Raw genomic sequence first — 15,419 nt, forward strand, 5'->3', positions numbered from 1 at the left:
GCCCCGACCCCAGCAATCGATGCAGCGTGTACGACGTCTGCGGCAAACGCGCGGCGAGTTCGGGCGGCAGGTCGCCCGCGCGCGCGAGCAACGCTTCCTGCATCCGTTGCGCCGCCTTGCCGGTCGGCGCCGCCAGCGCGATGCGCAAATCGGCGCGCGCATCGAGCAGACACGCAAGCACGCCGACCACGGTCGTGGTCTTGCCGGTTCCCGGGCCGCCGCTGACGATCGTCAGCCGCCCCGACAGCGCCATCACGGCCGCGACGCGTTGCCAGTCGACGTCGTCGTCTCGCGGCGGACCGAAGTAGCGCAGCAGGCGTTCGCGCAAAGCGGCGGGGGCGGTGTCCGCGTCGGCCTTCGCGGTGCTCGCCTCGCCCGTCGCATGCGCGACCAGGGCGTGGGCCAGGCGCCGCTCGTAGTCGTAGTAGCGCGCGAGATAGAGACGCCCCTGCGCGTCGATCACGAGCGGGCGCAACGCCGCCGCGCCCGCCGCGTCCGCTGCGCCATCGCTTGCCATGCCGCTCGCGAGCAGCGCCGCGCGCACTTCGGCGCTCGACGCGTCGAAGCGGCGCGCGAGCGTCGCGAGCGGCACGCACACGTGCCCTTCGGCGGTCGCGCGGCTCGCGGCGAACGCGCCGCGCGCGGCCCACTTCACCACCTCGGTCGATGCGCCACCGCGCCGCGCGAGCATGCCGATACGGCGCGCGAACCCTTCGGCGAGTGCGATGCTGAAATCGGCCGGCGCGGGCAGGTTGACGCCGATGTCCTCGAGCCCGAGCGGCGCGGCCGCGCGCTCATCAAGCGTGCCGGGCGTGCTCATGCGCCACCTCCGATCATCGCCGCGTCGAGCAGCGCCACCAGTTCGAACGGCGCACGCCGCCTGTGCACACCGGCGGCACCGTCGACATCGCGCCAGTCGGGCCGCACGCCGCGCACGAACAGATACAGGTAGCCGCCGATATGCGTGTCATATGCATAGTCGCGCACGCGCGTCTTCAGATAGCGATGCAACGCGACCGTATAAAGCAGCGCCTGCAGGTGGTACGCGTGACTCGCCATCGCCGCTTCGAGCGGCGCGGCCGCGTAGTCGGCGGCGGTGTCGCCGAGATGGTTCGACTTCCAGTCGACGATCCAGAAGCGGCCGTCGTGCTCGACGATCATGTCGATAAATCCTTTGACGAACCCGCGCAGCACGCCGGGCTCGAGCGCGACGTCGGGATAGCCGTATTCGATCAGCAGCTCGCGCAGCGCCCGAAAATCCAGCGACGGGGCCGCGAACAGAAACTCGAGTTCGTTCAGGCGCCGACGCGGATCGAGCCGCGCGAGCGTCATGCCCGGCACGAGTTCGGTCGAGACGACGTCGGCGATCAGCCGATGCATCATCGCGGGCAAGCGCACGGCGAGCTCGGGCGCGGCCGGCGCCGGACGCTCGCGCAGCGCGCCGCGGATCGCGTCGGGCCAGGTGCGCGCCTCGGTGAAATCGGCGAGTTCGAACATCCGATGCAGGCAATCGCCGGCCGCCGCGCCGCGCGGGAACGCGAGGATGTCGTCGTCGGCATGCGCCGGGGCGCTCGACGCGGCGAGCGGCGTGAGCAGCGGCGCGGAGGGTAGCGCATCGGCGATTTCATCGTGGTCGGGCCGCACGTCTTCCTGCGGCGCGTGCGCATCCGCGCTCCTGCCGCCGGCCGCGATCAGCCCGCTGAAACTTGCCATGCGCCACTGATCGCGCAACGGCCGCCGATTCGCGCGCGCGTGCAGATGCGCGCCCTGATCCCGCAGACTTTCGAGCGGCACGCGGCGCGTCACTTCGGGCAGCGCCCGCAACGTGACCGGTCCGCCCGCGAGCGCCTGCCAGCTCGCCGCGAGCGCGGCTTCGTCGGGCGGCTCGGCGAGCCAGGCGTCGAACGTGTGGCCGCTGCCGCCGACGAGCCAGTTCAGCACGCTGCGCCGCGACTCCTTCGTCGAGCGCGACGACAGATACGTGCCCGCGACCAGGTAACAGCGATACACCGCGCGCGTGAGCGCCACATAGACGAGCCGCGCGCGTTCCGCCGCCTGCTCGCGCACCGCGTAACGCGAGGCGCGCTCGGCTTCCTCTTCGTCGCAACCGTAGTGCAGCACCGCGTCGCCGCTGTCGTCGTGATACTCGCGCGCATCGGGCAAGCCCGACGAGGGCGGCTCGCGCAAGCCGCCATCGTTCAGGAACGGACAGAACACGACCGCGTATTCGAGTCCCTTCGATTTATGGACCGTGACGATCTGCACGAGATTGCGATCCGACTCGAGCCGCAGTTGGGCCTCGTCACCGCCGCCCTGCTCGCGCTGCGCGGCGAGCCAGCGCAAGGTAGGCGCGATGCCGGGCTGGGTGGCCGCGCGCGCCTGCACGAGCTCGGCGAGATGGTTCACGTTAGTCAGCCGACGCTCGCCGTCGACACCCGCGACGAGCCGCTGCGCGACGCGCAGCTCGCGCACCAGCGTGCGCCACATCACCGCGAAGCCGCGTTCGTGCCACAGCATCCGGTAGCGCGAAAAACGCTCGACCCAGCCCATCGCGTCGGCGGCGTCGAGCGCCGGCGCGGGTTCGTCAACGGCCTCGGCCGCGGGCGCATCGGCGACCTGCGTGAGACGCCACAGCGCGGCGGCATCGAGCCCGAGCCAGTCGGTGGCGAGCGCGGCGCGCAGGCGACGCAGATCGCCGGGCGTGTCGATGGCGGCCAGCACGCGTTCGATCTGCTCGGCGTCGAGCGTCGCGAACACCGACGCCTGCGCAAGCTCCACGCTGCCGACGCCCCACGCCGCGAGCACGCGTTTGACGAGGCTGCCCTGCTTGTGCGTCTGCACGAGCACGGCGATATCGCCCGGTGCGAGCGGCTTGTCGCCGATCGTCACGACACCTTCGCGCGCCCCTCGCAAAAGCCGCACGATCTCGGCCGCGCACGCTTCGCTCGCGGCGCGCTGCGCGCTGCGTTTGTCCAGCGGCGTTGCGCCGCGCGGCAACGTCCAGATGCGGAAATCGCCGCCGCTCGCGTCGGGATCGGTAAACGGCGCGCGGCGCCGCTCGCCCGCACGCACTGGCTGATAGTCGAGCCCGTCGAGCACGAACGCCTGGCGGTTCGCTTCGAAGATCCGGTTGCACGCCTCGACGATCGGTGCGGTCGAACGCTGGTTGACCGCGAGCGTGTAGCACGCGGACGCCGACTCGCGCGCCGCGAGATACGTATGCAGATCCGCCGCGCGAAAACTGTAGATCGCCTGCTTCGGATCGCCGACGAGGAACAGCGGTCCCGCCGGCGCGAAGATGCGGCTGAAGATCGCGAATTGCAGCGGATCGGTGTCCTGGAACTCGTCGATCAGCGCGGCCGGATAGCGGCTACGCAATGCATCGGCGAGCCAGGCATGCGCGGCCAGTGCGCGATACAGATTCGCGAGCAGATCGTCGAACGATACGACGCGGCGCGTGCGCTTGCGCGCCACCAACTCGGCCGGCGCGTAGTCGAGCCATGTCTGCACCAGCGCGAGCCAGCGCGCGCGCTGCGCGGCCTCGGCGGCGACCACGGCCGCGGCCAGCGCGTCGGCATGCTCGAAGAACGGATGCGCGGGCGGCTCGAACTTGACCCTGGTGGCCTTCTTCAACGCCGACGCCGTCAGCTTCAGCGCGGCGCGCGGCGGCGGAGCATGGCAATCGCCCTGCGCGAAGTAGTCGGTCCACGCGGCGATCGCGGCGCTCACGTGATCGGGCTTGTGCGTGGTCTTGCTCAGGCGCTCCTGTGCCTCGGCCAGTAGCGCGACGATCGCGTCGCGTTCGGCCCGCCAGATCGCGCACGCGACATCGAAGCCGGCCTGCGGATCGGCGCTTGCGCCGGCCGCGTCGACGTTGCCCCAGCGCAATTGCGCGAGCGGCTTTTTCAGGCGCCGGGCCAGCTGCTCGTCGAGCGACGCGGGACCGGCGCGCTTGGCCACCAGCCACGCGGCGAACGCCGGATGCGCATGCGCGACCGGCTCGACCTGCTCGCGCCAGAAATCGGCGGCGAGTTCGAAACGCAGCGCCGCGTCGTCGGCTTCCATCTCGAACGCGAATGGCATCGCGGCCGCGAACGGCGCTTCCTGCAAGGCGCGCTGACAGAACGCGTGGATCGTGTGGATCGCGGCCTGATCGAACGTGCGCAGCGCGCGGCGCACGACCTTCAACGCGGCCTCGCGCTCGATACCGCGCTCCGGCGCGAGCGTCGTTTCGAACAGCCGGCGGATGAACGGATCGTCGCCGTCGTCGTCCATCTCGATCGCGCGATGCAGTTCCGCGAGACGGCCGCGTATGCGCTCGTGCAGCTCCGCGGTCGCGGCCTTCGTGAACGTGACGACGAGAATCTGATCCGCGTTCAGGTTCTTTTCGAGCAGCAGCCGCACGTACAGCGCGCAGATGTTCCACGTCTTGCCGGTGCCCGCCGACGCTTCGATCTGGTTCACGCCGTCGAGCGGACATGCGAACACGTCGAGTTCGTCGGCGGCGAGGCTTTGATGGCGCAGCGCGTCGCTCATGAGGCGCTCCGCAAATGCTGGATCAGTGGCTTGAAGACGATCGCGGCGAGGCTGCCGAACGGCTCGTCGAGCGTGAGCGGTGTGCCGCGCAGCGCGATGCGCAACGCGGGGTCGTCGGATTCGCCGCGCACGCGGTCGTTGACCCATACGCCTTGCGCCGCCGATTCGCTTTCGCTGAGCCGCGCCCATGCGCTTTTCGGGAAGAAGCGCAGCGGCAGCCGGCGGCCGGCATTGAAGAGCGCAGCCAACGGCGCGAGTTCGTCGAGCGGAGCCGCGACGGGCGCGAGCTCGAAGCTCTCGCCGCTGCCGTGCCATACGGTGCGGCGCGGCCCGTCCGGCTGCGCCGCGCAATAGACCAGATGCGCGAGCCACGCGGACAGATAGTCTCGCGCGCTGGCTTTGGCATAACGAAAGATCACTTGTCCCGTTCCGGTCAGCAGGTTCAAGGTGCCGCGCAAATGCAGCGGCGTTTCGGCGGACTCGCGCAACAGCGCGTCGTAGTCGCCAAACAGGGAGACGGCGCTGTCGGCGCCAGCGCCGCCTTGCGGCCAGCGCGGCGAGACGTCGAGCACGAACGGCAAACGCTCGACGCCCGCGGCCACTTCGCGCCGCACGCTTTGCGCCAACTGCCGCAGCGCGGACAGCTCGCGCGCGCGCCAGACCGCGCCGGTCGCGCCGCCGGGCAACTCGGGGCTCGCCTCGGCGACGCGCTGCACGCGGCTATAGATCACCTCGTCGTCGGTGCCGGCGTCTAGCAGGACCGGCAGCAGGCGCTCGGCGAGTGCGTCGCGGCCCGCATAGTCGAGATCGAACGGCTCGGTGTCGAGCAACTCGCCCTGCGCATCCGACAACGCGATACCGAGCCGGTCGCGCAGCAGTGCGCGCGCCGGATGACGCCAGAAGCGCACGAAGTCGTCGAACGCCACCTCGTGCATATCTTCCGGCGGCAGCGGTTGATCGAAGAACGGCGTGGCGGCGGCATGCTGCGGTTCGGCAAGCAGCGTGGCCAGTTCGGCGCGATCGGCGTCGTAGGTGAACAGATCGGGCTTCGCCGCGAAGTAGTCCGACGCGAACGCCTGCAACGGATGCTCGACGATGAACTCGCGCCGCGCGCTGTCGACCTCGGCCGGACTCGCGTCCTCGCCCGCCGACACCTGCGCGAGATGATCGAGCAGTTCATCGACGAGCGCGGCCGGCGGCAGCGGCGCGTTATCGCGAATGCTGCGGCCCGTGTAGGCGATGAAGAGCCGCTCGCGCGCGGCGAGCAGCAGATCGAGGAACAGATTGCGCTCGTCGTCGCGGCGCTGACGATCGCCGGCCTTACCGAACGCGGCCATCAGATCGAACTCGTCGGCACGCGCGAGCGACGGCAGCACGCCGTCGTCCATGCCGAGCAGGCAGACCACGCGGAACGGCAAACCGCGCAAGCTCGTCAGCGAAGAAAACGTCACGCTGCCCCACGGCACGCCGCCTCGTGCGGGGTCGTCGAGCGCTTCGGTGAGCGCGGTGCGCACCACCGACGCCGGCAGCAACACATCAGGCGCGCCGGCCTGCATCGCGGCGCTCATCGCATCGAGCGCGTCGCGCACGGCCGCGAGCGAATCGGCGAACTCGACGCCGCCGTCGAAGCACTGCCCGAGCGTTTCGAGCAGCAGTTGCGACCAGTCGGACGGCGTGCGCTCGATCGCGCAGCTCGCCGCGAAGCTGTCGATGTCGTCGACGAAACGCGACAGACGGCCGAGCAGTTCAGCATCGGAACCGCCCGCGCCTTCGACCGGCAGCCACGCATCGACCGGCTCGCCGCCTGCCGGCATCGCGTAGCCAAGGTACAGGCGCGTCAGCGCATCGGCGAACGTATGACGCGCGACCGGCACGTGTTCAGCCAACGGTTCGAGCGGCGCGAGCCCGCGCCGCGCGCCGGCGGCCGCGAGCCATTCCTGCGCGGCTTCGAGCGAATTCGCATCGATGCCGTAGCGCACCGCGACCGCATCGACGCGCAGCCATTCGATCAGATCCGGCGCGCCGACGCTGCGCTCGGGCAGCGCGAGCCAGTCGAGCAACAGACGCGCGACTGGATTGGCCTGCGACGGCGGCAAGCCGGTAATGCGGTACGGAATGCGGCGCGTGTCGCCGGCGGGCGTGGTGCCGAACACCGCATCGATCAGCGGACCGGCCGCCGCGAGATCGGACACCGCGACCAGCACGTCGGACGGCTGCAGATCGTCGAATTCGTCGAACCAGCCGAGCAGGCGATCGTGCAGCACTTCGAGCTGCCGGGACAGGCTATGACAGACGTGCACCTCGATACCGCGCTCGATAGGCAACTCGTCGGCATCGGCCTCATTGCGCAAAGCGAGGATGCCGTTCTGCACGGCGGCGAGCCAGCTCGGCTCCGGGTTTTCGGTGAAGTCGCCGGTCTCGGCCGATGCGGCGCTTTCGGTCAGCTCGTGCAGCATATGCAGCTGCGCCTGAGTCTGGCGGCCCCATTCGGCGAGCAGCGGATGACCGACTTCCTGATAGTCGAGCCGCCCCGCCGCGTCGAGTGCCTGCACGCGCCCTTCGCTGACCACGTCGAACCAGAACTCGCGGCACGGGTTCATCACGTACAGACGCACGTCGATCCAGCGCGACAGCGCGCGCAGCAACGCGATATGCAGCGGCGGCATGGTCGGCAGCGCGAACACGCTGACCGCCTCGGGCCATCGCGCGTTCGAGATCGCCTCGAGATCGAGCGCCGCGATTTCATCGAGGAACCGATACGCGGGCGGCAGCGCGGCCGCAGATGAGTGCGCATGACCGCCGGCTTGCGCGAGCTCGGCGAGCACCGCGCGCCACAGCGCCGCCTGCCAGCGCTCGTCCTCGCGCGCCGCGTCGCTCGCGCCGGTCAGACGCGGACCGGTGTCGTCAGCCGCGCCGCTCGCGAAGATCGAGCCCCCCTTGTGCCATTGCAGCAGCCATTCGGGGCGATAAGTCAGATAGTGATCGAGCACGGTCGCGACGCGCCGCGCGAGTTCGTAGCGCATCGACGCGTCGGCCGCATCGAGATAGGTGCGCAGACGCGGCGACGCGTTCCACGGCAGCGCTTCGTCTGAGTCGTCGAGCAGCCGGTAGCAGCGCCACACGAGCCGGTCCGGCGCGAACGGCGAATGCTTCGGCACCTCGATCACGCCGCCGATCTGCGCCCACAGCCATTGCGCGAGATAACCAAAGTTAACGTTCGCGCAGATGCCTTGGCGCGCGGCGATATCGAGCTCGAGCCGCCGGCGCACGGCCGCGCTCGGCACGATCACGGGCCGCGCGGTCCACGGGTCGGACGGCGCTTGCGCGAGGTCGCCGAGCAGCGCGCCCACCAGCGTCTCGTAGCGGTTCGAGTAGAAGAGCTGAAGCATGGATTCCAGATCACGTTTGGCACGCTGATGGCCCGCGAGCGATGCGCGCGAGCCATGGCGGACATTGAAGCGACAGCATAACAAACCCATCCCCAGGGCATAACCTGGCCGAATGGACGAGGTCAGAACGCGCGCAAAATCAGTTAGACTCGACGGCAGTTTCGCGCTGTCTTTCCAACTGCGGCTTTCTCAGTGAATGGATTCAGGTAGTCGATGCGCTATTCGGTCGAAATAAGAAAATTCCTTTATAGCCAGTACTTTTATGGCGGCCTGCGCATCGCGGTCGGCGTGTCGTTACCGGCCATCCTGTGCCTGATCGTGTTTCACAATCGTGACCTCGGCTTCACGATCGCGACCGGCGCGCTCGGCGCCTGCGTCGTCGACATGCCGGGCCCGCTCAAGTACAAGCACAACGAGATGCTGGCCTGCTCGGTGATCGGCTTTCTGTCCGCGCTCGCCACCGGCCTCGCCACCGTCAATCCGCTCGCGCTGTGGTGCACGGTCGTGCCGCTCACGTTCGTGCTGTCGCTGATCGTCGTGTACGGCAATCGCTGGCCGCAGATCAGCTTCGCGACGCTGTTCATGATGATCATGACGCTGGAGGAGCACTTCACGCCCTTGCAGGCGCTCGTCAACGCGTCGTGGATCCTGCTCGGCGGTCTCTGGTACACGTACTGGTCGACCTTCGTGAGCCGCTGGATGATGCATCGGATCGAGCAGCAGGCGCTCGCCGAAAGCGTGTTCGCGTGCGCGGACTATCTGCTCGCGCGCGCCGCCTTCTACGATCTCGACAACGATCTCGACGAGTGCTATCGCAACCTCGTCGACAAGCAGATCTCCGCGGTCGATCGCCAGGACGCCGCGCGCGACATGGTGCTGCGCAATCTGCCCAAGTTGAAGCGCGGCAAGCTCGAACCACGCCGCGCGATGCTCTACAACCTGTTCATCAATAGCGTCGATCTGCACGAGCTGTTCGTCGGCGCGCAAACCGATTACACGCTCGTGCGCAGCACGTTCGGCGGCTCCGATCTGCTGGTGTTCTATCGCGATCTGATCCGCAAGGCGGCCGAAGATCTCGAGGAGATCGGCCTCGCGGTGCTGCAGAACCAGGCGCCGCGCATGCGCGTGAACGTGAAGGCGGAATTGCGCGCGATCGAGTATGAAATCGAACTGATGCGCAAGCAGGAGCTGCCGACGCAGAACCCGGAGGCGTATTCGGCCGTGTCGTCGAATTTCCGCCGCATCTGGAGCGCCACGCGGCTGATCGACAAGATGCGCCGAAGCCTTACCACCGAGCCGAGCCCGACCGAAACCGAACTGCGCATCGACCAGGCGCTGAGCCGTTTCGTGTCGAGCCGGCGCGTGCCGTTCGGGCAGATCCTGTCGAATCTGACGATGGCCTCGCCGAGCTTTCGACACGCGTTGCGCGTGACGATCGCGGTCGCCGTGGGCTTCTGGCTCGGCCGCCTGCTGCCGCTCACGAACGCGTACTGGATCGTGATGACCACCGTGATCATTCTGAAGCCCGGCTACTCGCTGACCAAGCAGCGCAATGGGCAGCGGATCATCGGCACGCTGATCGGCTGCGCGGCGAGCATCACGCTGATCATCTTCGTGAAGGAGCCGCACATCCTGATGGTCGTGATGTTCGCGTCGATGGTGATGAGCTACAGCCTGCTGCTGTTCAACTACACGGCGAGCGTCGTGTTCACGTCATCGTATGTGCTGCTGCTGTTCCATCTGCTCGCGCCGGGCAGCATGCGCATCATCGGCGAGCGCGCGATCGACACCGTAGTCGGCTGCGCGATCGCGATCGCGGCGAGCCACCTGTTCCCGTACTGGGAGTACCGCTTGATGGGCAAGCTCGTCAACAACATGATCAGCGCGACGCGGCAGTATCTCGAAGCGAGCTGGTGGTGGAGCGGCAAACCGGCCGCGGCGGTGGTCGCGGCCGTGACCGAAGCCGGCGCGCGCGCGCCGGCGGCGGCGATGGCGGATCCGGCGATCGGCTTTGGCGGCCCGGCGCTCGCCGGCGCCGGAGCCGGTGCCGGTGCCGGTGCCGGTGCCGAAGTGGCGGGTGGCGTCGGTGCGCGCGGCGCTGGGCGTGCCGGCGTGGCACAGCCGGTCGCCGACGCCAATGCCGAGGCGAACGCGGGCGAGGTCAGTCATGACACCACCACGATCCGCAACGCGACCGCGCGGCCGGCAAGCGGTGCATCGGTCGCCGCTGCCGCCGCGGCGACCGCGCTCGACCGCGATTACCGTTATCGGCTCGCGCGCAAGAACGTTCACGTTGCGTTCGCGAATCTCGGTCAGGCGTTCCAGCGGATGATGCTCGAACCGAAGTCCGCGCAGAAGTTCGTGCCGGAGTTGAACGGTCTGCTGGTGCGCAGCCATGTGCTCGCGTCGCAGATCACGGCCGCCGCGCCACTGTTGCGCACTTCCGCGCAACAGCAGCACCAGGTCGAGGATATCTCGCTACAGCCGCTGCAGCGCGCTTTGAGCCTCGTGCGCGACAACCTGAGCGCCGCCGAAGCCGGCACCGCGTTGCCCGCCGAGCAGGGCGAGCAGATCAAACTGATGAGTCGCGAACTCGATGCGATGGTCGTCGAAACGGAGAAATCGCCGGACTATACGGCCGATGCCGTGCATGACACGAAGCTGCTCTCGCATCAATGCAAGCAGATGCTCGCGGCGTCCGCGCAGATTCGCAAGGACGCGAGCATGATCCGGCTGCCGGAGGAGTGAAGCAGGAAGCGCGCGGGCGTTATTGCGCGGCGCCGCTCGCCGGTTTCATCGCGGTGGCCGCCGCGGCTGCCTGCGAAGCCACTGGCGACACCTGCGTGGACTGGCTGTCGAACTCGTGCTTTTCGCGGATCGCGTTATAGAACAGCGTGGCAATCACCAGCAGGATCGCCACCACGATAAAGACGGAGATGCCAAAGGTCGGATTCTTCTTGCGCGGCGGTCTGGTCATGAAGCGGGCTCGGTTCGCGACGCAGTCGCGGATGGGTCGGAGAAGGCGGCATTCTACGCCCCGTGGGCTTGCACGCGGCTTGCAGCCGGGGGAGCAGTATGGATGCGCTGTGGCGCGTTTGCTGTCGAGGCAGCAAGCGGCGCTCCTGACGGCACCCGGTCTGCCTCGTGTCGCTGCTGGTGATTTTGGTCTGTGCTCTCCCGTCGCCTTAAATGCATCGACCACGTCGCCATCGTAGCGAACCCGTGTTCCGTTCGTTCGTCACCGCCCCATCGCATGTCGCGCGTTAGCCGTTATTTGTGACAGTCACAACCGGCCGCACCGGCAACGCCGTCGAATACTTGATCTGCTCCATCGCAAAGCTCGAACTCACGTCGTACAGCGGCACGGCCGTGATCAACTGTTTGTAGATCCGGTCGTAGTCGTCGATATCGGAGACCACCACGCGCAGCAGATAGTCGGTCTCGCCGCTCATCCGGTAGACCTCGACCACTTCCGGAATATCGCGCACCGCCTGCGTAAATGCGGCGGCCCATGTCTCCGTGTGCTGATTCGTCCGCACCGCCACGAACACCGTGGTTCCGACCCCGAGCTTGCGCGCGTCGCACAGCGCCACCTGCGCGCGAATCACGCCCGCCTCCTTCAGGCGCTGCAGCCGCTTCCAGCAAGGCGTCTGTGACAGGTTCACGCGCTGCGCGAGTTCGGCGATCGGCATCGTCGCGTCTGCCTGCAGCAATTCGAGCAGCTTCCGATCGATGATATCCATACTCATACCACCACCCCTCATAGGAAATTATTCTACTTTTCTGACGGTCGAGGGAATTATATGGAAACTCTTTCTCCGGGAAAACCGGTATAAATATCGATACCGAAAATTGCCGAACAGCAGCGCCCGCGCTGCAATAAAACCATGAGCGACGACCTTCGCGCCACCGCTTTCGAGCACCTTCCCGATTACCTGAAGTCGCTGCCGGACCCGGCCCGACTTGAAGCGGCCGCGTTACCGACACAAACGCTGGGCGAGATCGGGCGCACACCGCTCGAGCGCCTGTGCGACACACTCGACGCGATGTTCGAAGCCTGCGCGAAATTTCCGGAACCGTCGCATTCGACGTTCTTCGCGCGCACCATGCGGCTCGCGCTCGCCGAGGCGGCCGCGGACCCGGCGCTGCTCGCACCGATGCAACGCGAAGGTTCCGCCGAGACCTATCGGCGCCATCTGCTCATCGCCGACCCGCAGGGCCGCTATGCGATTGCCGCGCTGGTCTGGCAGCCCGGCCAGGCGAGCCCCGTGCACGCGCATCACACCTGGTGCGGTTACGCGGTGGTCGAGGGCAAGCTCAGCGAAACGGTCTTCGAATGGGACGACGCGCATCAATGCGCGAGCGCGCTGCGCGCTCAGACGCGCAAACGCGGCGCAGTGTCGTTCGTGCGCGGCGGCCGTGCTGCGATTCATCGGCTTGGCAACAGCAGTGATGCGCCGGCAGTGTCGCTGCATATCTATGGCGTCGAAGGCGCGCGGATCGGCACGCACGTGAACGACATCGTGCGCATGGACGACGCGGCGGAGATGGTTTGACGGTTGCACGGCCCCAAACACACTCCCGCCTCAATTCTTCCCACCCACATCACCCGCCGTCGGAATCTGCGGCGGAATCGGCGAGGTCTGTCCGGTCGTCGGCGGCGCCGGACGCGGTTCGTGCGACACGTCACGGGCGGGCGCAAGCGGCACCTGTGTCGACGCGCGCGCCGACGGGCCAACGACGCCCACCTCATACTCAGCTTCGCGCGGATACTCGTGCGCCGCTTCGCGGTCTCTTTCACGAGTGGGTTCATGCGCCCTTTGATGGGTTTTGCCGCGCTCGCCGTCCCGCGCCGGCTGCTGCGCCTCGCCATGCGCATGCCGGCTGTCATCGGCACCGGCATTCACAGGCGCGACGAACCCGGTCATCTCATCGTCGCGCAGCGGCTCGCCCTCGCTATCTTTCGACGACGTGTACACCCGCATCTGCGCGACCGGAATCTCGATGCCGGCCTCGTCCATCTTGCGCTTGAGCCGCAAATTGAACGCGCGCGCGACGCTCCATTGCTGCAGCGGCCGCGTCTTGATCTGCCCTTTGACGACCATCCAGTTCGGATCGAAGCGGTCGAGGCCCCACACCTCGATCGGCCCGAGCATCTCGCGCCGGTAGCGGAAGTCGGCCATCAGCTCCGCGCCGACTTCGCGAATCAGCTGCGTGATCTCGTCGACATCGGTCGAGAACGACATGCGCACCTCGAACACCGCGTACGCGAAATCGCGCGACAGGTTCTTCACGATCTTGATCTGCGAGAACGGAATCGCGTGGATCGCGCCCTGCCCGTCGCGCAGCCGCACGGTGCGGATCGACAGATGCTCGACCGTGCCCGCATGCCCGCCATCGACGTCGATCCAGTCGCCGACCGAGATCGTGTCCTCGATGATGATGAAGAGCCCGGTGATCAGGTCGGTCACCAGCGACTGCGCGCCGAAACCGATCGCCAGACCGATCACGCCCGCGCCCGCGAGCAGCGGCGTCACGTTGATGCCGAGGTTCGCGGCGGTGACGATCCCACCGATCGTCATGATCGTGACGAGCAACACGTTGCGCACCAGCGGCAACATCGTGCGGGCGCGCATGCTCGGGCTGCGTGCCTTGTTGCGCGGGCTGCCCGGATTGAGCGTCTCGGTGATCGCGGTGTCGACCAGAATCCACAGCAGCCACGCGATGAACACGGTGGCGACGATCGCCGTCATCGCATGCGCGACGCCGCGCGCCGCCACGTTCCTCTCGATCACCGCGGCCAGCGACACGCCCCACAGACGCGCCGCGGATTCGAAGAAAAACAGCCAGATGAACAATGTCAGCAACGTGCCGCAAAAGCGCAGCAGCCGCGTCAGATACGGCGAGCGGCGCCGCGCGCGGGCGCTGCGCGGCCGCGTCATGCGCAGCACGATCGCCGACAGGAAGAACGCCAGCACCAGCAGCAGCGCGGTGACGATCGAGATCTGCAGCACGTTTTCGCTGGAGCCGGAGCCGCCGAGCGTCGCGACCACCGACGCGGCCGCGAGCACCAGCACCGGCACGTGCCACAGCGCGGCGAGCACCTCGAACGCATCGGTCGCGGCCTTGTGGTCGTTGCGCTGTTCGTACGGCCGGTTGCGGATCAGATGCGCGACCGGCCGGCGAAACGCGAGCGCGAAATAGCCGGTCAGCACGGCGGCCGTCATGTTGGCCGCGGTCGAAATCAGCGCGGCGAGGTTGGTGCCGAGCTGATGCTCGACGTCGTAATTGACGGCTGCGTCGCCGAGCGCGCCGCACACGCCGATCACGAACAGCACGCGGCGCGCGTGATCGATCAAGAGGCGCACCGCGACGCGGCGGTGGCCCGAGCCGAACAACGAAAACATGATCAGACAGATCGCGGAAAACACCGCGCCCGCGACGATCGCATACGCGACCACCATGCCGAGCGTGCGGCCGAGCGAATCGGGCATCGCGCGCATGAACAGCAGCGCCGCGATGAACGCGATGATCCACGGACCGACGCGGCGCAACGCGAAGATCAGCAGCTCGCGCGTGGTGGGATTGGGCCGCAGCACCAGCTCGACACCGAAGCGCCGGTGCAGCCGTTGCTGCAGATAGATCAGCGCGCCGGCACAGGCGCCCCAGCCGGCCAGCATCCCCAGCATCGCCAACAGGATCGTGCCGACACCCTCGTGTCCCTGGCCCGAGACGATCGTGTACAGCTCGTTGCCGGCCGCGGTCACGCGCCCGCTCCAGTAGCGCACCGGCGTGCGGCCCTGATGCACGTCGGATTCGAACGACGCGATGCCCGAGGCGATCGCGCCGAGCAGGCCCGGGCTAGGTTGCGCGGACGCGGGCGCGGGTGGCCCGACGGTTTGCGCGGCGCTTTGCGACACGTCGCGCAGCTTTTTAAGCTGGGCAACGAGCGCGCTGCGCTGGCGGTCGTTGTCGAGCGTGGCGATCACGCTGTCGAGCGAACGCGCCAGCTCCGCCTGGCTCGCGGGCGACGGCGCCGACGCCGCCTCGGGCGCCGACGCCCCCGATGCCGCGGACGCCGGCGTCGCGTTCACCGTCGCGCTGTTGATCAGGCTCTGCAATGCCGGGATCACCGGCGTGCCGCCGCCGACCGCGGGGCCCGCGGCCTGCGCCATGCGCGGCAGCGCGCCGAGGCACAGAATCAGCGCGGCGCACAGCAGCGCGGCAAACCAACCGACGGCATCTGTGCTCGCGCGCGGGCGGGCGTCGCCGCTGGCAGTATCGCGAGCGGTGTGAGCGGAGGAGAGATGGGGGGCGCTGAGAATCGCCGGCTGCTGCCCGCCGCCAGACGGCGCAGCCTCGGACTCACGCCGCGACGGGCATGACTGCATGGCAATCCGTGAGAAAACGGCAGACGCCAGTGTAGCCGCAGTTTCGCCCGGCGCGGCCGAACATGCGTAACCGAATGTTAGTACGCTTGCGCGGCCGGCGAAT

8 protein-coding genes are annotated in these 15,419 nt (G+C 68.0%); 2 read left to right on the forward strand and 6 right to left on the reverse strand.

The annotated features are described in order from the left end of the window. The 3 genes from F6X39_RS28715 to recC form a co-directional block, all read right to left on the reverse strand. The coding region (locus F6X39_RS28715; protein WP_187619061.1) for an AAA family ATPase at positions 1–820 on the reverse strand (820 nt) is incomplete at its 3' end. Then, positions 817–4,536, reverse strand: a complete 3,720-nt coding sequence (gene recB / locus F6X39_RS28720; RefSeq protein ID WP_187619062.1) for an exodeoxyribonuclease V subunit beta — start codon at positions 4,534–4,536, stop codon at positions 817–819. The genes recB and F6X39_RS28715, both read right to left, overlap by 4 nt. Further along, positions 4,533–7,925 carry an exodeoxyribonuclease V subunit gamma gene (gene recC, locus F6X39_RS28725; protein ID WP_187619063.1) on the reverse strand — a complete coding sequence of 1,131 codons (3,393 nt, stop codon included), beginning with the start codon at positions 7,923–7,925 and terminating at the stop codon, positions 4,533–4,535. The genes recB and recC overlap by 4 nt, the downstream gene beginning before the upstream one ends. A 213-nt stretch (positions 7,926–8,138) precedes the next feature. Between recC and F6X39_RS28730 the strand changes: the two genes are divergently transcribed. Further along, complete coding sequence (locus F6X39_RS28730; protein WP_187619064.1) at positions 8,139–10,673, forward strand: FUSC family protein; 2,535 nt, start codon at positions 8,139–8,141, stop codon at positions 10,671–10,673. 19 nt (positions 10,674–10,692) lie between these two features. Here the strand turns inward: F6X39_RS28730 and F6X39_RS28735 are convergent, their stop codons facing one another. Then, positions 10,693–10,902, reverse strand: coding sequence for a hypothetical protein (locus tag F6X39_RS28735; protein WP_187619065.1), 210 nt, complete (start codon positions 10,900–10,902; stop codon positions 10,693–10,695). A gap of 286 nt (positions 10,903–11,188) precedes the next feature. Beyond that, the gene (locus F6X39_RS28740; protein WP_184044147.1) at positions 11,189–11,674 is read right to left on the reverse strand and encodes an Lrp/AsnC family transcriptional regulator; all 486 of its coding nucleotides are present in this window, start codon (positions 11,672–11,674) and stop codon (positions 11,189–11,191) included. A 138-nt stretch (positions 11,675–11,812) separates the two neighbouring features. On the opposite strand from F6X39_RS28740, the gene F6X39_RS28745 reads away from it, so the two are divergent. Next, positions 11,813–12,481: a cysteine dioxygenase family protein gene (locus F6X39_RS28745; protein ID WP_187619066.1), complete on the forward strand. Its 669-nt coding sequence runs from the start codon at positions 11,813–11,815 to the stop codon at positions 12,479–12,481. 30 nt (positions 12,482–12,511) lie between these two features. Here the strand turns inward: F6X39_RS28745 and F6X39_RS28750 are convergent, their stop codons facing one another. Then, complete coding sequence (locus F6X39_RS28750) at positions 12,512–15,316, reverse strand: mechanosensitive ion channel family protein (RefSeq protein WP_187619067.1); 2,805 nt, start codon at positions 15,314–15,316, stop codon at positions 12,512–12,514. Positions 15,317–15,419: the final 103 nt, after the last annotated feature.

The organism is Paraburkholderia sp. UCT2 (assembly GCF_014397665.1).
In the GTDB taxonomy this organism is placed as follows: domain Bacteria; phylum Pseudomonadota; class Gammaproteobacteria; order Burkholderiales; family Burkholderiaceae; genus Paraburkholderia; species Paraburkholderia tuberum.

Excerpts from the sequence above, each read along its gene's own strand:
- F6X39_RS28735 (WP_187619065.1), bottom strand. The coding sequence starts at position 10,902 with ATGACCAGACCGCCGCGCAAGAAGAATCCGACCTTTGGCATCTCCGTC.
- recB (WP_187619062.1), bottom strand. The coding sequence starts at position 4,536 with ATGAGCGACGCGCTGCGCCATCAAAGCCTCGCCGCCGACGAACTCGAC.
- F6X39_RS28745 (WP_187619066.1), top strand. The coding sequence starts at position 11,813 with ATGAGCGACGACCTTCGCGCCACCGCTTTCGAGCACCTTCCCGATTAC.
- F6X39_RS28740 (WP_184044147.1), bottom strand. The coding sequence starts at position 11,674 with ATGAGTATGGATATCATCGATCGGAAGCTGCTCGAATTGCTGCAGGCA.
- F6X39_RS28730 (WP_187619064.1), top strand. The coding sequence starts at position 8,139 with ATGCGCTATTCGGTCGAAATAAGAAAATTCCTTTATAGCCAGTACTTT.
- F6X39_RS28750 (WP_187619067.1), bottom strand. The coding sequence starts at position 15,316 with ATGCAGTCATGCCCGTCGCGGCGTGAGTCCGAGGCTGCGCCGTCTGGC.
- recC (WP_187619063.1), bottom strand. The coding sequence starts at position 7,925 with ATGCTTCAGCTCTTCTACTCGAACCGCTACGAGACGCTGGTGGGCGCG.